Source organism: Sphingomonas sp. NIBR02145 (genome assembly GCF_027359115.1).
GTDB lineage: Bacteria > Pseudomonadota > Alphaproteobacteria > Sphingomonadales > Sphingomonadaceae > Sphingomonas > Sphingomonas kyeonggiensis_A.
Map to the genome: position 1 here is coordinate 4843841 of NZ_CP114791.1, position 22681 is coordinate 4866521.

The following is a 22681-nucleotide window of genomic DNA, read 5'->3' on the forward strand; positions in this document are numbered from 1 at the left end:
TCGTGGGGTGGAGCGGCCTCCCGGTTCTCCAGTTCAAGACAAAAAAAGGCCGAGCGATGCCGAAGGTTGCCGTGCAGCATCTCCCTTACGGGCGGAAGGCGCTCGCCACATCCCTGCTACTTGGCGCGGCGGTCCTCGCCATGCCGGCGGCGGCGCAGGTGCTGCCCAACCGCCAGCAGCTCAACCCCGCCCAGCAGACGCCGATCCCGGCGGCGCCGCGCGGCGAGCTGTTCCGCGACATGGAAGCTGGGCCTTGTCCCTTTGCCGGCAGCGACCTCAAGGTGACGCTGGCCGACGTCGTGTTCCAGGGCAATAACGGCAAGCTCGCGCTCTCCGGCGACCGGCTGCGCCTCGCCTATGCCGACCTGATCGGCAAGCAGGTGCCGCTCGCCACGATCTGCACGATCCGCGATCGGGTGGCGTCGCTCTACCTGCGGCGCGGGGTGCTCGCTTCGGTGGAGATCCCCGAGCAGCGCATCGCCGACGGCAAGCTCGTCCTGCTGGTCACCGAGGCGCATGTTTCCTCGGTCAGTTATCACGGCGATGTCGGCCCGGCGCAGCGTCAGGTCGAGCGCTATCTCGACAAGCTGAAGGGCATGACGCCGTTCGACCTGAACGTCGCCCAGCGCTACCTGCTGCTTGCCTCGGATATTCCCGGCGTGATCGTCCAGGCCTCGCTCAAGCAGGCGTCGGGCGGCAAGGGAGCTGTCGACCTCGACATCGCGATCTCGCGCACGCCGGTCACCGCCAGCTTCTCCGTGAACAATGGCGGCTCGGAATCGATCGGGCGCGACCTCGCTACCGCTCGGGTGGATTACAACAGCTTCACCCCGTTCGGCGAGCGCACAACCGTCGTCGGCTACGGCACGATCACAAGCCCCGAGCAACGCGTCATCCAGCTGACCGAGAGCGTGAAGTTGGGCGGGGAGGGGCTGCAGCTCGACCTGTCCGGCTCGTTCGCGCGGACGCGGCCGGGCGCGGCGCTCAAGCCGTTGAACCTGCTCGGCAACAGCTTCGCCGGCAATGCCAGGCTCAGCTACCCGGTGCTGCGCCACCGCCGGTACAATTTGAACCTGTCGGGCGGTCTCGAATGGATCGACCAGAAGGTCGAGTTCGGCGGCGGCATCGCCACGTTGACCGACGACAAGCTGCGCGTGTTCTTCGCCAAGCTCGACGGCCATCTCGCCCCGCGCGAGCTGGCGTCGCACTCGGTAGCGGCGACCGGCTCGCTCGAAATCCGCAAGGGCATAAACGGCCTGGGCGCGACGCCGTTCGGCAACAAGAATGCGTCGCGCTTCGGCGGGCGCCCGGACGCGACGGTGGTTCGCGCGGACCTGTCGGTCGGCGCCCGGCTGTTCGGCCCGATCACGGCCAGCCTCTCGACCAGCTGGCAGTACACCGACACGCCGTTGCTCTCCTATGAGGAGTTCGCCGCCGGCGGGCTGTTGATCGGCCGGGGCTATGACCCCTCGGCAGCTTCGGGCGATCGGGCACTGGGCTCGTCGCTGGAGATCAGCACCGCGCCCTTCCAGTTCGCCAAGCGATCGGTGATCCGGCCCTATGCGTTCCTCGACGCCGTGCGCCTGACCAATATCGGGCCGGGCGCTGATCAGGTGACGCTGCGTTCCGCCGGCTACGGCGTCCGCGCCCAGATCGGCCCGTGGTTCTCGGTCGATGCCGCCTGGGCGCATCCCTTCGACCGGGTGGCGCCTGGCGCGCCCAAACCCGGCGACCGCTTCCTCGTCAGCCTCACCGCCTCGATCTTCTGAGGAATAGATAGATGTCCGCTCCCCGCCGCCGCTCCAATCGCCGCCTGTTCACGACCTCGGCATTCGGCGCGCTCGCGCTCGCCGCGGTCTGGGCGGCACCCGCGCAAGCGCAGCTCGTCCAGGGCGCCACGACCGCGCAGAGCAACGGCACGGGCCCCGCGATCGACCAGTCGGTGCCCAACACCACCACGGTGACGCTGGGCGGATCGCGCACGGTGATCGACTGGGACAAGTTCGACATCAATTCGGGCGACACGGCGAACTTCGTCTTTGCCAATCGCAGCGACATCGTGCTCAACCGCGTGGGCGGCGCGGGCAGCACGATCAACGGCAATCTGAACGGTACGATCGGCTCCACCGGCGGGGCGGTGGGCGGCAATATCTGGATCTACAACGCCAATGGCGTGGTGATCGGTGCCAATGCCCGGGTGAGCACCGGCGGCCTGCTCGTCACGACGGCGGGGCTGGACCGTGCGACCGACAGCAGCGCGGGCGGCTTCCTCGACGGCAGCTCGACCAGCTTCGGCTTCACCGGGGCGGGGACCGGCAACATCACCGTGCAGAACGGCGCGCAGATCACCAGCCACGGCGGCGCGATCGCGCTGGTGGCGCCGGTGGTCACCGCCGAGGTCGGATCGAGCATCTCGGCGCAGGATGGCGGCAACGTGCTCGTCGGCTCGGCGTCCAAATACCAGATCAGCTTCCGGCCGACCTCGACCGACGACATGGACCTGCTGAGCTTCGAAGTGGCGGACGGCGCCGGCACTTCGAGCACCGATGCAATCTCGCTGGCCGGCGACATCAGCGGCAACCGCGTGTTCGTCGCGGCGGTCTCGAAGTCCGGGCTGCAAGCCAATATTCTCAGCACCGGCACAATCACCGCCACGACTGCCGTAACCGACGAAACCGGTGCGATCGTGCTTAGCGCGAACCACAATATCGTGGGCGGCGCCGCGGTGGCGGCCCCGGTTTCCGGCACCGGCTCGGGCTTCGTCGGGACCCCTGGCGGCGCGCTCGTCGCGCCGTCGGTCAGCGTGCTCGGCACTGACGGCGTCCTGTTGCGCGGCGATGTGACTGCGACGGGCGGCACCGTCGATCTGCGCAGCGACAATGGTGATGTCCGGCAGTTCGCCGGTGTGATCACGGCGGACACGCTCACCGCCAGCGCGCAGACGGGCATCAACTTCAATTCGTTCAGTGCAAACCGGGTCGACAAGCTCGGCGCGCTCAGCACCGTCACGGGCGATCTCGCCTATATCGGCGATGAGGACGGGGTCATCCTCACCGGCGCGATCAGCGCGCCCGGCAAGGTCACGCTCGGCGCGCGCGGCTTCATGGATACTACGACTGGCTCGATCACCGCCGGCAGCCTGGAGCTGTCCCTGGGCGGCGGCGGGTCGTTCAAGGTCAATGGCGACGCCAATATCGGCTACGGCCAGTCCCAAGGGGCGGTGACGGTCCACGCGACCGGCGGCATCACGCTGTCGAACGAGTTCGGGATGCTGCTCGGCAACCAGCTCTCGCTGACTGCGGACACCGGCGCGATCCGCGAGACCGGTGGCTTCATCTCGGGCGGGGGCGCCGTCGTCGCCAATGCCGCTGGTGAGATCGACCTGCGTGGGGCCAACAGCTTCACCAGCCTTACGGCCAATTCCGCCGATGGCGAGAACATCACGGTCAACGCGACCGGCAATCTCGACTTCAAGGTGAACACCTTCTCGAGCGCGCGGTTCACCGTCGGGGGCGATGCGACGTCTTCGGGCACGAACGCTCTGATCGCCGGAGGTCTGCACGTGACCGCGGGCGGCGCGATCAACCTCAGCTCCGACGGCGGTGACGCCGCGTTCGGGGACCTGCAGGCCAACGGCAACATCATGCTCGCGATGGACGGCGTGCTCCGGCTCGGCGGCGTCGTGCAGGCGAATGGCGGCACCGCGCGCTTCACTTCGCAGAGCGGCGCGATCCAGCAGTCCTCCGGCAGCATTACCGCAAGCGCGATCATATTCGACGCCGACAGCACGATCATCCAGACCAACGGCGCCTTCGTCCAGACGGGTGGCCTGTCGCTCACCAGCGGCGGTACCGCGACGCTGGGCAGCGCGAACAGCTTCACCAGCCTCCAGGACCTGCACGTCGGCGGCGACCTGACGCTGCGCAATGCCGGCACGATCAACCTCACCCCAGTGTCGAGCGGTGGCTACACCGCGGGTGGCCAGCTCAACCTGACGTCCGATAACGGCGATATCATCAGCCCCAATGCCATCGCCGCATCGCGCATCACCGCTTCGGCCTGGGGATCGATAGGCCTTTCGGGCGCGATCGACTCGCTGGGCGCCGTGGCCGCCGGCGGCATGATTGGAATCACGTCCAACCGCGCGCTCTCGGTGACGGCCGACGTCGTCGCCGGAACCAATGTCAGCCTGTCCGGGACGTCGATCGGCCAGGGTGCCGGCACGACGATCTCCGGCAACGACGTCACGCTCAATGCCACGGCTGGAGCGATCGACCAGCATGCCAGCGGCAGCATCAGCACCAGCAATTATCTCGAAGCGCATGCGACCACCGACCTGCTGCTGCGTGGTGCGAACAACCTGGGCTACCAGGACCCGTACCTCACAGCGGGCACCGGCAAGGACGTCACGATCCGCGCGATCGGCGACTTCCGCTATAACAGCTACGGTATCACCGTCGGCACGCTGACGCTGATCTCCGACGCCGGCAGCATCCGCCAGGGCAGCGGCATCTATGCCGACACGCTGATCGCGCAGGCGGCGACCGGGCTGCGGCTCGATGGCGGCGGCGTCGGCAACACCGTCACCACCGTGGGCGGGCTCAGCACCGCCAGCGGCGACATCATGTTCGTCGAAGGCAATGGATTCGATATTGCCGGCGACATCAGCGCTCCGGGGCTTGTTCAGCTCGGTACAAGCGGGGCGATCAACACCAATTCCGGCCATCTTTCCGCCGGCACGCTGGAAGTGACCGCAGGTGGCGGCGCCAGCTTCGATGTGACCGGCAACATCAAGCTCGGTGATGTCAGCACCGGCGGTGGCGGCAATTTCTACCTGGGCAGCAACGGCAATATCGAGCTGACCGGCCTGGTCGACACCGGCACCAGCAACCTGACGCTGTCCACCACCAACGGCGCGATCACCAGCAATGGCGGCTCGATCAAGGCCTTTTCGACGACGGCGGACGCCACCGGCGCGATCACGCTCGTCGGCTCCGGCTTCGCCAATTTCTGGGCAACCTCGAGCGGTGGCGGCGCCATCCATCTCAGCAGCGACAACGATCTCGGCTTCGCGGCCAACACCACCGGCACCCTCACCGTCGAGACCAGCGGGCAGGCGAGCAACACCGGTGACGTGATCGCGAGTTCGGTGTCTATCACCGCGGGCACCGGGATTGGCCTGGTCAACACGGGTTTCACGGTCGATATCGGCAGCTTCAGCCATCTCGGCACCGATGACGGCCTGATCAGCATCGACCTCAACGGTGACATCAAGCTCGATGGCGACGTCACCGCAGGCGGCGCGGGTAATACCGTCAGCCTGACCTCGGGCGGGAGCATCCTGCAGAATTCGGGCACGATCACCGGCGACATCATCAAGCTGAGCGGCGCCTCCGCGATCAACCAGGCGAGCGGCGCGGCGCTGCACGGCGGCGCCCTGTCGCTCACCAGCAGCGGCAATGTGGCGCTGGGCCAGGCCAACGACTTCACCAGCATCGCCGATCTCTCGATCGGTGGCGACCTGACGCTGCGCAACCTGGGCAGCATCGATCTCGATCCTACGGTCGGCGGCGGCGCCACCCTGGGCGGTGCGCTGACCGTGACCTCGGACATCGGCGACATCTCTGCCGGCAATGTCGTCACCACCACGAAGCTAACCGCCACGGCGCTGAACGGGTCGATCCTGCTTGGCGGCGGCGGTCATCTGATCGGCTCGCTCGGTGCGATGACCGCGGGCGGCGACATCGAGATCGGCACCGATCTCCCCGGCTTCGCCCTCACCGGCGACATCACCGCCACGAATGTGACTCTGCTCGCGATGAATGGCGGGATCACCCAGAACGCCGGCACCAAGATCACTGCGGACACGCTGAACGCGACCGCCAACAACAACATCACGCTTGACCAGGCGAACGCGGTCACCACGGTGAGCGGGCTCAACGCCAATCTGTTCACCAGCGGCCACAGCATCACCTTCCGCAACGATGGCAACATCATTCTCAACGGCCGGATCGACGCCACGGGCGGCGCGCTCCGGCTGACTTCGAACACCGGCGGCATCACCCAGAACACCGGCGCCAGCATCTATGTCCGCGCGAACCAGCTCTTCCTGAGCGGCGCCAGCGACCTGTTGCTCAGCAGCACCAGCAACGACATCGCCACGCTTGGCGGCGCGACGAGCACCAATGGCGGCATCCTCTATCGCGACGCCAATGGCTTCGACATCGCGGGCAACATCACCGCGACCACAGCTGTCACCGGGGGCGTTTCGCTGCGCACGGCCGGTGCGGGGTCGATCACTCAGAGCGGCGGCATCATCGACGTCGACTATCTCGGCGTGATCACCACCGGCGCCAGCACGGTCACGCTCAACCAGGCGAACCGGATCCACAGGCTCATCGCCACCTCGGGCAACGGCGCGCTTTCGCTCAACACCACCACCGATCTCCTGATCGACCAATCCGTCTATTTCGCTACGATCTCGCTGAGTTCGGGCGGGGCGATCACCCAGAGCATTAACGGCTCGTTCTCGGCGGGCACGGCCAATCTGAGCGCGGTCACCGGAATCAACCTGCCGGGCGCATCCCTTGTCGGCAACAACGGCATCCTCAATCTCGGCACGATCACCAACACGACCAGCGGCGGCATCAACATTGTCAGCTATAGCGCGTCGCAGCTCACGCTCGCCGGCAACATCAATGCTGCGGGCCAGACGGTGTCGATCACCGATCTTGCAGGTAACATCTTCCAGGGCGGCGGCATTGTCACGGCCGATACGCTGAGCCTCTCCGCGACCAATGGTATCAGCGTCGGGCGCAACAACCAGGTCGGCAATCTCGGCACATTCGCTTCGACGATGGGGCCGATCGTCTTCACCAATGCCGGCAGTTTCAATGTCACCCAGTCGATCAATGCGGGCTCCAATACCCTTGCGCTGACGTCGCTATTCGGCGCTCTCACCCAGAACGCGGGCACCACGCTCACCGGCGGCAGCATCGGGCTGCAGGCTGGTACCACTCTCACTCAGGGCAGCGGCGCCACGCTGCACGGCACCAATCTGTCGCTGACCAGCGGCGGCAATACGACGCTGGGCGAGGCCAACGACTTCACCACCCTCACCGACCTTGCGGTGGGCGGCGACCTGACGCTGCGCAATCTCGGCAACATCGATCTCAGTCCGATCCTCGGGGGGACCGGCGGATATCGGACGGGTGGCGCGCTCACCCTGATCTCCGATACCGGGAACATCCTCAGCACCAACTCCGGTATCGACACCTCGCGCCTGACCGTGAGCGCGGCGGGTTCGATCAGCCTCGCCGGCACGATCGCCTCGCTCGGTACCATCACTGCCGGCCAGTCCATCCTGCTGACCACCAACAACGGCAGCATGGTGCTGACCGGCAATGTCACCGGCCGGAACGTCAGCCTCTACGGCAATACCGGGCTCAGCCAGACCGGCGGCATCATCGATGCCGACCGGCTCAACGTCATCACCAATGGCGACATCTTGCTGACCGGGGCGAACCAGATCGATGTAGTCGGGCGGCTCGACACCGACCAGTACGACAGCGGCACCGGCCACGACATCACGCTGCGCAATGTCGGCGCGATCGTGCTCGACTATCAGATCGAGGCGCCCGGCGGCACCGTCTCGCTCATCTCGGACACGGGTGGGATCAGCCAGACCAGCTTCAGCGACCGCTTCATCGCCGGCACGCTCAAGGCCGATGCAGCCGGCGACATCGTGCTCGACTATGCAGGGAACGCTATCAGCCATCTGGGCGCGATCCGCAGCCAGGGCGGCGGCGTCACCATCGTCGATGCGAATGCCTTCGACCTGACGGGCCAGGTGCGTGCCGCCGGTGCGCTTTCGCTCACCTCGGGCGGGGCGATCACCACCAATGGCGGGCTGGTCGTCGCGGGCGGCCTGCTCAACGTCTCGGCGACCAGCGCCAATCTGGTCGCGGGTAACAACATCCAGCTCGGCACCGTCACCACCAACGGCAATTTCGCGATCGATACCGACGGCAATCTCACCGTCGCCGGCCTGCTCAACACCAATGGCGGCGACGCGACGCTGAAGGCGAATTTCGGCACGATCGGGCACGGCGCCAGCGGCACGATCACGGCCAACTCGGTTGCCGCCACCGCGCGCGACAGCATCACGCTCGACAGCACCGGCAATGCGATCGTCTGGGCGAGTTCGAGCAACGGCGGCGCCATCAATCTCACGGGCAATGCCGATATCTTCTTCAAGATCGACACGGCCGGCGACCTGACCGTCGATGCCGGCGGCATCGCCGGCAACAACGACAGCGTGATCGCCAATTCGGTGGGGATAAACGCGGACGGTGGTGTCTATCTGAGCGACCAGACCGTCACCATCAACGTCGGCAGCTATCGTTATCTGACCTCGTCGGCCGGTGCGATCGACGTCGAGAACCAGGGTGACATCAACCTCGACGGCGATGTCACCGCAAGCGGCGGGACCGGCTCCAACTATGTCCGCCTGAACTCGAGTGGTGGCTCGCTCCAGCAGTACAGCGGCACGATCAGCGGTTACAGCGTCGAGCTCGATGCCGCCCAGTCGGTCCTCCAGGACGCCAGCGCGAAGGTGGTGACCGGCGATTACGGCCTGAGCCTCCGCGCCACCGATGTGTCGCTGATCGGCGCCAACGAGATCAGCGCGATCAGCATGTATACGGTCACCCATGACCTGACGCTGCGCGCGGTCGGCACGATCAACATGAGCGGATCCGCCAACCAGGCCGGCAGCAACCACTACACCACGCTGATTTCCGATACCGGCGACATCATCGGCGGCCCGATCAACGCCGACAGGCTGAGCGCCACTGCCGCCAACGGCAAGCTCGTCTTCAACTATGGCAACAATCACATCGGTTCGCTCGGCGACCTGACCGCCAGGAACACCGGCGGCACCGATATCGACATCTTCAGTGACTCGCTGCTGGGCCTGACGGGCAACATCACCGGCGGCGGCGTCAATATCTACGCCACGCAGGGGATCAGCCAGACCGCCGGCGCGATCACCGCGGACCGCCTCTTCACCGGCACGAGCGGCGACCTGCTGCTCGGCGGCGCGAACAATTTCGGTCAGTTGCTCGATTTCGGCCATGGCAACGGCAAGAACGTCACCATCCGCAACCTTGGCAGCATCACGCTGCCGGGCACCGCCAACAGCTTCGGCACGCTCACGCTGACGTCGGATACCGGCAGCATCGGCCAGACGAGCGCTATCGCCGTGGCCACGCTGATCGCGAATGCCGCCGCCGGCATCAATCTGACCCAGGCCAACAACTTCACGACGCTCACCGGACTTACCACCGCCACCGGCGACATCCGGATCGCGGACACCAACGGTTTCGCCATCGAAGGCAACATCACCGCGCCCGGCACCGTCGCGCTCGCCAGCGGCGGCAACATCACCACCGGCACCACCACGGTCGGCGTCGTCACGACGCCGCATGGCAAGGTCGATGCCGACACGCTCACCGTTTCCGCCGTCAACGCCACGGTCTACACCGCCGGCGACATCAATCTTGGCGCGTCCTCGGTCAACAGCGGCTTCACGCTGGTCGCCGATGGCAGCATCGACCTGACCGCGACCAGCAACTTCTTCGCCGCCAGCCTGATCGCCAATATCGGCTCGATCACCCAGAGCGCCGGCATCGTGACCGGCAACACCGTGCTCACCGGCGCGGCCGGCAGCATCACGCTCGACAAGGCCAACAGCCTCAGCAGCTTCGGTGGCACGTCGCAGGGCGGCGGCACCGTCACCTTCAACAATGCCGGCACCTCCACGCTCGACCTCACCGTCAGCACCACGGGCAACGCGGTCGTCACCACCGCGGGCGGCGTGCTCGGAGCCTATATTCGGGCGGGCGACCTGTCGCTCACCGCAGGCGGGGCGATCGACCTCACGTTCAATACGGACGTGAACAGCGTCAGCAAGCTGATCACGACGTCGGGGAATGTGTTGCTCACTGACGCCAACAGCTTCCAGATCCTCGGCGACGTCACCGCCGGTACGAGCACGCTGGGCACCGTGGACCTGCGGGCGAATACGGGCGGAATCTCGCAGTTCGGCGGCACGATCACCGGCGACGACGTCCACCTCACCAGCGTGGGCAACCTGAGCCAGATCGGCACCACCAGCCGGGTCGTGGCCAACACCATCGCGCTGAGCAGTTACGCGATCATCTTCAACGGTGCGAACAGCTTCAACAGCGCCGGCAGCTCGGTTTCCGTCGCCACGAATGGCGGCCTGATCCTGCGCAACGCAGGATCGATCGATCTCGACGCACTCGGCGGCTTCACCTCGGGCGGCAACCTGGCGCTGACCTCGGACAATGGCTCGATCACTTCGACGGGCGCCATAAGCGCCACCGCGCTGTCCGCGATTGCGGAGCGTGGCACCATCAGCTTCGGCAACGCCGCCAACAGCTTCACCTATCTCGGCGCTCTCAGCGCCTCGGGCGATGCCACGATCACGACGAGCAGCACGTCGCTCAGCCTGCTCAACAACGTCGCTGTCGGCGGCAGGCTTACGCTCGGTGCGCAGGGTGCGATCATCCAGACCAGCGGCACGCTAACCGCCGCGTCGCTCTATGCCACCGCCGGCGGCGCTACCGGCGCGATCACGCTGGGTGCTGCCAATGACGTCGGTACGCTGGGCGCGCTCACCGCCGATGGCGATGTGCGCTTCCACGACATCAACGGCTTCCAGATCGCCGGCAGTGTGCGCGGCGACCATGTCACGCTCATCGCGGATGCCGGCGAGATCCGTGAGAACAGCGGGACCGTCATCGCCAACCATCTCACCGCCTCGGCGGTCGATGGGCTGGTGCTCAGCCAGATCGGCAACCAGATCCACACCGTCGACGGCCTGACCAACAGCAGCAGCGCCGCCAATGTCGGGATCGCCATCGCCTCCGATGTCGACATGCACATCGCCGGCGATGTGACCGCGCCGGGCCAGTATGTCTATTTCTTCGTCGGCGACGGCGACCTCACGCAGGACAGCGGCACGATCACCGGTGGATATCTGCGGCTCCGCCTGATGAACGGCAGCGCCACGCTGGGCGCCAACGCGCTCGACAATCTCGATTCCATCCAGATCGACGGCGGCGACTTCACCGCCAATTCAAACCTGTCGACCGGGGTGCTTGGCCTGAACGGCAACATCGTGGTCAGCGGCACCACCACGATCACCAATGCCGCCGGCATCACCCAGGGCCCGGGCGGGGTGATCAACACCTATAATCTGAACCTGAACACCGCCGGCACGCTCGACATGGGCAATGTCATCAACATCGTCGGCGGCCAGGCCAATATCACGATGGGGAGCGGCAGCTTCCTGTCCTATGGCGACCTCAACCTCCGGCTGAACGCCACCAGCGCGGCGACGATCACCTCGGGCGGCAACATCAATTTCACCGGCGCGGGCTCGTCCTCGGCCGGCACGCTGACCCTCTCCGCTGCCAACGGCATCTACTCGGCGGCGGGCGCCGGTGGGCAGATCGCCGCCAACCATCTCGGCACGATCACCAACAGCGGCAGCGGCGGCATCGCGCTCAACCTGCTCGGCAACGTCACCCTGGAAGGCGACATCACCGCCGCCGGACAGACCGTCTCGATCACCGCGGAAGACGGCCTCAGCCAGGCGACCGGCAACGTCATCACCGCCAACCGGCTCAACGTCACGACCACCGGCACCAACGCCTCGGCGATCCTGGACAACGCCAATCTGGTCGGCACCTTCGGGTTGAACGTCACCGGCGACGCGACGTTGCGCTCGGCGCTCGCCACCACGATCGCCCAGAGCCTGTCGGTCGGCGGCTCGCTGACCGTGCACACGCCCGCCGACATCACGATGAACAACGGCACCGTGGGCGGCACGCTGGCGCTCTATTCGGGCGGCGCCGTCTACAGCAACGGCTATCTCAGCGCGGACCAGCTCACCGGCAGCGCCAACGGCGATTTCTATCTCGACTTCACCAGCCTCAACACCCTCGACGCGGTCACAAGCGGCGAGGATATCCAGATCAACGGCTCGAACTCGAACCTCGCCATCATCGGCGACGTCACCGCAGCGGGCGGCATCGAGCTCAGCGGCCACACGCTCAACCAGAGCGCCGGCACGATCACCGCCGCCACCGGCATCGGCCTGTCCACCGATGGCGCGATCACCCAGAGCGGTACCGGTCGGATCGTTGCCGGTCGCATTTCGGCAACGGGCGGCGACATCAGCCTGGTCGGGGCGAACCAGGTCGGCGCGACCGGCAACTATCTCAACTCGAGCGGGCTCGCGATCGCGTTCCGTAACCAGGGCGACATCGTCGCCAACAGCGACTTCAGCTTCTATTACGGCGGGGGTTTGCTGACGCTGATCTCCGATACCGGATCGATCACTCAGTCCACTGCCCTGGGTGTCGGTTACGTCAAGCTTCAGGCGGCGACTGGCATCGACTTCAGCAACTCGGGCAACACGATCGGTTCGATCTCCGAGGCGACCAACAGCACCAGCGGCGGCATCGTGCTGACCAACAGCGGCGATCTGCGCATCGACGGCGGCATCACCGCGACCGGCCAGGCGGTTTCGCTCACGTCGCTCAATGGCGCGGTCAGCCAGGCCGCGGCCGGCATGATCTCCGCCCAATCGCTTGGCGTCAGCGCCCAGACCGGCGTGCAGCTCCACGCGAACAACAACATCCGCGAGATCGCCGGGCTGTCGAATGCAGTTTCGGGCGGCATCTCGTTCAACAATTTCCTGGGCTATGAACTCGCCGGCAACGTCACTGCCGCGGGACAGCAGGTAACGCTCGATTCGACCAGCGGCGGGCTCACCCAGAGCGGCGGCATCATCACCGCCGGCAACATCGCCTCGTCGGCCTATGGCCTGATCCGGCTCGACAGCGCCAACAATGTCGGCAGCACCACGGCCAGTTCCTTCTCCTCGAACGTCGGCAACATCTTCTTCCACTCGGCGAACGCGATCCTGCTCGGCACGGTGAACGCGCCGGGCCTGCTCTCGCTCACTGCGGACAGCGGCGACATCACCCAGACGGTCGCGATCACGGCCGACCGGCTGGCTGCCAGCGCCGTCGGCGGCGACATCGTGCTCGATCAGCTCAATTCGATCGGCACGCTCAACGCCATCACCGCGCTCGACGGGATCTCGGCGCGCACCACCACGGGCCTAGCGCTCGACGGCGAGATCACCGCGCACGACCTGGTGAAGCTTGTCGCTGGCGGCGACATCACCCAGGTCGGCACCGGAGCGATCCACAGCGACTTCCTCGAGGCGACGAGCGGCGTGGGGGCCGCCAACGGCATCAGCCTGCTCAACCACAACCAGGTCGGCAATGCGACGCTGAACTCGAACGGCAAGGACCTGCGCTTCCGCAACACCGGCGACTTTGCGCTCGGCGACATCAGCGCCGCCGGTCACATCGTCGAGATGATCTCGGATACCGGCAGCGTCACTCAGCTCGCCGGCACGTCGATCCTTGCTGGCACCTTCTCGGCGACCGGCACCAATGTCGTGCTCGACAACACCGGCAACCGGATCAGCCGCATCGGCCTGATCTCGACCGGGTCGGACCTCAGCCTGCGCAACGACGTGGCGCTGCAGATCGACGCCATCGATGCCGGCAGCCACAATGTCACGATCTACAATGGCGGCGACATCAGCGGCGGCAACATCACTGCCAACCTCCTGACCGTGAACCCGATCGGCGGCGGCGTCTTCCTGAACACCGCCAGTCACGTCAGTTCGATCGGCGGATTCAACGGCTACCAGTTCGAGTTCGTCAACGACGGCAGCTTCACCATAGCGGGTGCGCTCCAGAACGGGATGTTCCAGACCTTCCTGACCAGCCAGAACGGCTCTATCTCGATGGCGGGCGGCGCGGTCAACAGCGGCGGCGTCACGCTTCAGGCGGCGACCGGCATCTCGATCACCGGCAATCTGAGCTATGTCTACGGGGCGACCACGACCACCGGCGACGTCTCGATCCTGTCGGGCCTGCTCGATATCCAGGGCGATATTCGCGGCGACACCGTCACGCTGGGCGGCACCGCGAATGGTGGCTTCGTGCGCCAGACCTCCGGTTCGATCACCGCCAATCTGCTTAATGCCAGCGGCTATGGCAGTGTGACCCTTGATGGCGCCGCCAACCATATCGCCGCGCTCGGCACGCTGAGCAGCAGCTTCGGCGACGTCGTGATCAAGAGCCTCGGCGCGGTCGCGCTGACCGGCAACATCGATGCGAGCGGCTATTTCAGCCTCGATGCCGGCGGCGCGGTCGACCAGACCGGGGGGCGGATCAAGGCGGGCTGGCTCTACGTCAACGCTGCTGGCGACGTCACGCTCGATGCGGCCAATCTTGTCGATGCCGGCGGCACCGTCTCGCTGAGCGGCGACAACGTGACCTTCGTGAACGACGGGACCTTTACCGTCGGCGGGATCGATGCCGGGACCACCGGCGCGATCGACCTGACTTCGACCAATGGCAATATCTGGCAGTCGGGCGTGATGAACGGGGGCTCGCTCGCCGCGACGGCGCATGGCTCGATCTCGTTCAACCAGAGCAATGTGATCGGCACTCTCGCCAAGCTCAGTGCCGGCACCGAGCTGACCTATTACGGCTCGACCGCCTATGCGCTGACCGGCGACGTCACCGCCGGCACCACTGCCTCGCTGAACGGCGGCGCGGGCATCACCCAGACCGGCGGCACGATCACCGCCCAGTCGCTGGCGGTCAATGCGGGTAGCGCCGATCTGCGCCAGGCCAATGTGGTCGATCAGCTCGGGCTGGTCACCACCAGCGGCGATTTCCTCTTCCGCAACGTCGGCGACATCGAGCTCTGGGCCAGCGGCAACAGCGTCGTCGGCGGCAAGTTCGGCCTCTATTCGGATACCGGCAGCGTATCCAACCCCGGCGCTCTGTTCACCGCCAACACTGTCGATGTCACCGCGGCTGGCAACATCGATCTGAACGGCGGCACCTTCAACTATATCGATCGGCTGGTGTCGCAGAACGGCGGCATTACGGTCATCACCACCGCCAACATCCTGGGCGGCAACCTGATCTCGGCCGTGAACGGCACGGTCGACCTCACCGTCGGCCGCATCACCGCGGACTCGGTCAAGGCCAGCCTGCTCAACGTCGATGCCACCGGCAACGATATCGAACTGACCGGCGACAATCTGATCGACCGCCTCGGCTATCTGTTCGGCAACAATATCTCGGTCGGCGTCGGCCAGACCGCGATCACCGGCTATATCAACGCCGCCAACAGCATCGCCTTTGTCCGTTCGGGCCTGGCGACCGATTTTGCGCTCGGCATGGGCTCGAACGGCGCGCTGCGGGCGCAGATGATCAGCCTCAGCAACACCGGCAGTGCCGGCACCGCGACGCTGACCGGCATCATTGCGTCGTCGAGCCAGCTCGAGCTCAATCTAAACTTCAACGGCGATGCCAGCGTCACCACCTCGATGGGCGGCATCTATCTTAACAGTGCGGTGGTGGACGGCGATCTGTACCTTCGCGCTTACAACGCGATCACCGCCTCCGGCGCGCACAGCGCCATCAGCGGCACGATCAGCGCCCAGAACATCACCGGCGACATCAGCCTGAATTTCGGCACCGACACTGTCGGCCATTTCGGCGATATCCTGACCGGCAGCGGCTATATCGGGCTCGGCGCCGCGTCGGTGGATATCACCGGAGTTGTCCAGGCGGGCGGTGGGGGCGGTGTATTCCTCAGCGCCGCCAACGGTTCGGTCACCCAGGCCAGCGGTTCGATCGTCAGCGCCGCCAATATCGAGGGCATGGCCACCGGCAACTTCCTGCTGACCGGCGCCAACCATATCTCGGCGCTGGGCACGATCACCGCCACGAACGGTGAGATCGCGGTCGCAACCGATCGTTCGCTGACCATCGTTGGCGATGTCACGACCGATCGCAGCCACAGCATCTCGCTGATCAGCACGCTGGCGTCGGGGCCGGCGATCCAGAACAGCGGCACCGGCGTGCTGCACACCGGCACGCTCAACATCCAGGCGATCGGCGACGTCGTCCTCACCAACCAGGACATCCTGCGCCTCGGCCTGATCGACCCGACGCTGTTCAGCTTCTCGCAGGCAGCCGATTTTGACATAACCGCGGATATCGTCGCCGACGCCGTCCAGCTGACTTCGACCGGCGGCCAGATCACGCAGTCGGGCGGGGCGATCACCGCCAGTTCGACCACGCTGTCGGCGCGGAATGGCATCAGCCTGCTGGGCAACAACCGTTTCGGCACGCTCTCGCTGAGCACCATGACCGGCGACATCGGCATCAGGAATGTCGGCGACCTCGTCCTTACCGCGCTCGCCAGCCCGGGCGATGCTAGCGTCACCGTGGCAGGCGGCAGCCTGACGATCGGCTCGCCCACCGTCACCGCGGCCGGCAACCTATCGCTCGAGGCGGACAGCTTCGTCTCGATCACCTCGGCGATCGACGCGGGCGGCGATGTCTCGGTGACCAGCCACAATGGCGCGGTCAGCCTGTTCACCGTCCGGGCCGGCGACGACATCGCGGTCTCCGCGGCGACGGCGGTGTCGATCGTGGGGGCGTCGATCGGCACGAGCGGTGTCGACAACGAAGCCGATGACCACAACATGCTGTTCAGCGGCAGCGGCGTGACCCTCGGCGCGGTCAGCCCGGCGAGCATCTCGGCGGACAATACCCTGGAGTTCAACGGCTGGACGGGCAGCGCGGCGATCAACGCGGGCGCGGGCGGCGCGACCGTCAATCTCTACCGCATGAACAATGCGCTCTCGGTCGCCGCCGTCTCGGGCGCGGTCCAGGCCCAGGTTAATACGGGCGACCTGATGCTGGACACCGTTTCGGGCGGCAATGTCTCGCTGCGCTCGGTGCTGGGTTCGGTCAATGCGACCGGGGTGACCGTCACCGGCGACTACACGCTGTGGAGCGGCGCCGGCTTCAACGCGGGCGCGCTGTCGCCCTGTGGCTGCGGCATCGTCAACCTGACCATCACCCAGGACAACGGCAACCTCTTCCTGCCGACCTCGATCGGCGCGACCGGGAACATCCTGATCAAAATCGCGGCCGGCGCGCTCGACGCCGACACCGGCGTCCAACTCGGCGCGAACGGGGATGTGGAGATCCGCGCCGCCAATATCGGCATCGGCGGCCTCAGCGGGAACAATGTCACGCTGGTCGCCAATGCAGGCACGATCGACGTTCGCAATTTCCTGCTCGTCGCCAACGACTATACGCTCACCGGCCGCAATTTCGCGGGCGCGGCGCTTGCGCCGGGCGGCACGCGCGGCGGCATCTGGGCGCTGACCGCCACGGGCGCGCTCGACATGGGCGGCAACACGCTCGAATATGCGGGCGATATCGACTTCTCGGTCGCCGGCCTGCTCAGCAACGGCACGATCCGCTCGCTGTCCGGTGCGGTGACGGGCACCGCCAATTCGGCCGATGTCTACCAGCTGATCGCGGCGACCGACCTCGACGTCTCCGCCACCAGCGGCAGCTTCACGATCTTCCAGGCTATCGCCGATAGCGGCAGCGCGACGCTTCGCAGCAGCCAGGCGCTCAACGTGACCGGCAGTATCGAGGCGGGCACCAATGCCAGCGTGTCGGCCCAGTTCGGCGCCGCCACGGTCGGCAATGCCAGTGCGGGCGGCGATATCAGTGTCTATTCGCTGTTCGGCAACGCCACGCTGCGCCAGGCGAAGCTCACCGGCGCGACCGGTAGCCTTAGCGTGCAGAGCGTTATCGGCGCGGCGAAACTTGGCGCGGACGATGACGCTTCGATCACCGGCGACCATTATTTCGAGCGTGCGGCGGGTTCCAGCGGCACCGTCTCGATCCTCGGATCGACCGGCGCCAAAGTGTATCTCGACCATTCCGCGGCGCTGGACCTGGTTCAGGCCAACACGGCCTGGGTCGAGGTGCAGCATGGCAACCTGTCGATCGACACGCTTGGCGCGCTTGCCGGCGACGCCACCGCCATCACCGGAGCGGGTTCGATCTTCGTGAATTCCGCCCGGGGCGGAGTTCTCCTGCTCGAGGCCAGTGGCGGCAACCTGACGCTGGGCGGCGCCGGGATCACCGCGAACGGTATCCATCTGGTGGCCGACGGCACCATCGACACCACTGCGATCAGCAACCTTTCCGGCCAGTATATCGAGATCGTGGGATCGAAGATCCGCGCGGCGTCGCTCAGCTCGAGCGGTGATGCCGACCTGTCGAGCACCAATGGCGGGATCACGCTCGACAACCTGACCGCTTCGGGCGTGGCGTTCGTCAGTGCGTTTGGCGACCTGGCGATGAACCAGATCTCGGTCGGCGGCCTCAGCGATTTCGTGGCAGGCGGCGAAGCCACGGTGCGCGGCGTGATCGCAGGCAATGGCTTCACTCTGACGGGGCAGGGCAATGTCACGCTAGGCGCCGATGCCGGAACGCTCGCGGCTGCCGGCAACGATATCCAGGTCGGCGGAGCGCTGGGCGGCTGCGGCTGCTTCACCGGCGGCGCGACGGTGATCTCGCTTGGCGGCAACGTGTCGATCAACTTGACCAGCGTGACGGGTGTCTTCGACCGCGTGACCGCCGACGCCGGCGATGTCAGCATCGCGAATGCCTCGGGCGATCTCGGGATCAACAGGCTGCGTGGCCACAATATCCTGGTCTCGACGCCCGGCCAGCTCAGCATCATGGACGCGCAGAGCAGCGGTGGCAGCTATGCGCTGACCGCGGCGGACTTCGGCACCTTCACGCTCAGCCCGTCGCTGTTCGGCGGGGCCACCCGCCTCGGCGACGTGACGATCATCGACACCGATGGCGATCTCAATTCCACGGGGGCGCTCAATTCCTCGGGCGATATCCGGGTTGAAGCGCGGGACGGCGCTATCACCGGCGGACTGGCGCTGACCGCAGCCGGCGACGTCACCGCCATTGGTCAGGGCGTTGCCCTGCAATGGGCAGAGGGCCGCGACGTCACGATCGATGCCGGCACCGGCACGGCCGCGATCTCGAACACGCTCAGTGTCGGCCGAAACTATACGGTCACCGCCGGCAACTTCTCGGGCAATGCTCTGGCCACCGGTGGCGCGAACACGGGCTCGCTCGCCATCACCGACACGGTCGGCGATTTCGACTTCGGCGCGACCGACTTCGCCTTTGGCGGCGCGATCGACATCGACGCGTCGCACGGCTTGCTCAACATCGGTAACCTGCAGGCAGGTAACGCGATCACGCTGAACGCCGGCGGCAATCTGACGCTGGCCAGCGCGAAGCTGACGTCCACCGGCACCAACAGCTTCTCGCTCGTCTCGGGCGGGGACCTGCAGTTCGGCGCCGCCAATACGGCTTCGGTCGTTGGCACCAATATCTTCAGCAACGCGGGGTCGCTGGCGAGCGGCACGAGCATCCAGGCGGACGGCAATCTCGCGATCAACCTTCATCAGGCCGACGGCCTTGGCGCGATCGAGGGCGGCACGGTGCAGATCGCAGTGGCGGCCGGCGATTTCTCGGCTGGCGACATCGATGCGGTGGGCGCGCTCTTGGTGCAGGGGCCGGGCGGCACGCTCGCGCTGGGTAACCTGACCACCAGCGCCGGCCTCATCAACGTCAGCGGCCAGGGCAACACGACGCTGGGCAATGTGTCGGGCCACTTCGTGATCACCCTCGGCGCCAGCCTGGGCAATCTGAGCGTCGGCGCCGTTACCGGCGGTGACGTGTCGTTCTCGGTGGCGGGCGGCATCGACGCCGCCGGCATCTCGGCCAGCACGCTCGGCGTGGTCGCGATGGGCGGCAACGTCAATCTCGACAATGGCGGGACCGGTTCGCACATCGGCAGCCTGGCCAGCGTGACGGTCGGCAACGGCAACCTCGCACTGCGCAACCTTCAGGGCCTCAGCCTCGACGGCGTGATCGAGGTGAGCGGCGTGCTTGACCTGCAGGTCACAGGCGGGCTGACCCAGAATGCCTGGTACATCGTCGCCGATCGCCTGCAGGGCAATGTGACCGGCGCGGCGACGCTGGGTGGTGACAACCGCATCGGCACGCTTGCCGCCTTCTCGGCAAATGGCCTTAGGCTCAACAACGCCACCTCGCTGGTGATCGACGGCCCCGTCCAGGGCAATGGCGGCGCGGTGACGATCGCCTCGCATGGCGGGCTGGAGATCAGCCCCAATGGCAGCATCGTCTCCGCCGCTTCGGGCGATGCGATCGTGCTCGCCTCGGACGGCCGGTTCACCAACCTGGCCGGGGCAGGCGCGCTGAGCGCCTCGAACGGCCGCTGGCTGGTCTATACCCAGACGGGCGGCAATCCCGGCGCCTCCGACCCGCTCAACGATTTCGGCGGGCTGGCGGGGACCAGCTATTATGGCGACGCCTATGATTTCGGCACCGGCAGCTTCGCTACCGCGCCGAATGCAGGCAATCGCTTCGTCTATGGCTATCGCCCGGTGCTGACGGTCACCCCGTCGAGCCTGCACCTCGTCTATGATGGCACCGTGCCGAACGTCACCACGACGATCACCGGTCTGGTCAATGGCGACAGTGCCGCCAATGCGTATGGCGGCGCGGCAGCGATCAGCGGCGTCGGCAGCGATGCCGGCACCTATTTCGCCTATAGCTCGCTGGGCACGCTCAGCTCGGAGATGGGTTACACCTTCGCCTTCGTGCCCGGCACGGTCGTGATCGATCCGCGCGTGATCAGCGCGATACTGACCGCCAACGACAAGACCTATGACGGCACGCTGGGCGCCACTGGCACGCTGAGCCTGAACGGGTTGATCGCGGGCGACACGGTGTCGGCGAACAGCACCGGCATGGCCTTTGACGGCAAGAATGCCGGCACGCATCTCGTCACGGCGAACGGCATCACCCTGTCGGGCGCTGATGCGGGCAACTATGTCCTTTCGGCCGGCAGCACGACTGCGCTGGCGGAGATCCTGGTCAAGGCGATCACGGCGACGCTGTCGGCTAATGGCAAGACCTATGACGGCACTACCGCCGCCACCGGCACGCTGGGCCTTGGCGGGCTGATCGGCAACGACCAGGTGAGTGCGGCCGGCAGCTATGCCTTTGACAGCAAGAATGCGGGCACGGGCCGTACGGTCACTGCAAGCGGGATCACCCTGTCGGGGGTGGACGCGGGCAACTATGTGCTGACCGGTACCAGCGCGACGGCGCTGGCGGACATCCTTGCCAAGGCGATCACCGCGACCCTGTCGGCCAATGGCAAGACCTATGACGGCACCACTGCCGCCACCGGCACGCTGAGCCTGGGCGGTCTGGTCGGCAACGACCAGGTGAGCGCGGCCGGCAGCTATGCCTTTGACAGCAAGAATGCCGGCGCGGGCCGCACGGTGACTGCTAGCGGGATCAGCCTCTCGGGCGTGGATGCGAGCAATTATGTGCTGACCGGCACCAGTGCGACGGCATTGGCGGACATCTTGGCCAAGTCGATCACGGCGACCCTGTCGGCCAACGGCAAGACCTATGACGGCACCACGGCCGCCACCGGCGCGCTTGGGCTGAACGGCGTGGTCGCCGGTGACGCGGTCTCGGCGACCAGCGCCGGCATGGCCTTCGACAGCAAGAACGCGGGCACGGGCCGCACGGTGACCGCGAGCGGGATCGGCCTGTCGGGCGGCGACGCGGGCAATTATGTGCTGACCGGCACTATCGCGACCGCCCTGGCCAATATCCTCGCCAAGGCGATCACCGCCACGCTGGCGGCGAACGGGCGGGTCTATGACGGCACCACGGCCGCCACCGGCACGCTCGGCCTGAGCGGTCTTATCGCGGGTGATACGGTTGGCGTTACTGCCGCCGGCATCGCCTTCGACAGCAAGAATGCCGGCACCCGCGCCGCCACCGCCACGGGCCTGGCGCTCAACGGTGCCGATGCGGCCAACTACACGGTCAGCGGCACCGCCAGCGGCAGCGCCGTGATCTCCCCCAAGGCGATCAGCGCCACCGCCACGGCGGACAGCCGGACCTATGACGGCACCACCACCGCCACGGGCCGCATCGCGCTGACCGGGCTGATCTCGGGCGACACGGTAACCGGTACGGCGAGCTATCGCTTCGCCGATGCCAATGCCGGCACCGGCCGCACGGTGCAGGTGAGCGGCCTTGCGCTCTCGGGCGCGGACGCGGCGAACTACACCGTCACCCTGTCGAGCACCCCGGTGACCGCCGACATCACCCGCCGTGCGGTGACGGTGACGGTGGCCGACATGACCAAGCTCCTCGGCCAGCCCGATCCCGCATTCACCTATGCCGTCACCGGCGGATCGGTGGTGAGCGGCGATAGCTTCGGTGGCGCGCTGGCGCGGACTGCGGGCGAGCAGGTCGGCCGCTATGCGATCGGGCAGGGGACGCTGGCGCTGTCGGCCAACTACCTGCTCACCGTGATCCCCGGCACGCTGGCGATCACCCTTACCCAATCGGGCGCCGATGCAAGCGACGCCCTCAGGACGCTGCGGGCCGGCGTCGCACCCGGCTTCTCGCTGGATCAGAACCCTTCCCGGAATCTCGAGGGCGACGATCAGGGCGAGGACGAGGGCGACGGCGACAAGTAGCGGGAGAGCCCGCACGACCTTTCGGTGCGGGCTCTCTGCCCCTCA

General features: G+C 66.5%; 2 protein-coding genes. Both read left to right on the forward strand.

Translation table 11 applies throughout. The features are described 5' to 3' along the window. Positions 1-56 precede the first annotated feature (56 nt). Positions 57-1769 carry a ShlB/FhaC/HecB family hemolysin secretion/activation protein gene (locus O3305_RS22510; RefSeq protein WP_269574507.1) on the forward strand — a complete coding sequence of 571 codons (1713 nt, stop codon included), beginning with the start codon at positions 57-59 and terminating at the stop codon, positions 1767-1769. 11 nt (positions 1770-1780) lie between these two features. Next, positions 1781-22636, forward strand: coding sequence for a YDG domain-containing protein (locus tag O3305_RS22515; RefSeq protein WP_269574508.1), 20856 nt, complete (start codon positions 1781-1783; stop codon positions 22634-22636). Positions 22637-22681: the final 45 nt, after the last annotated feature.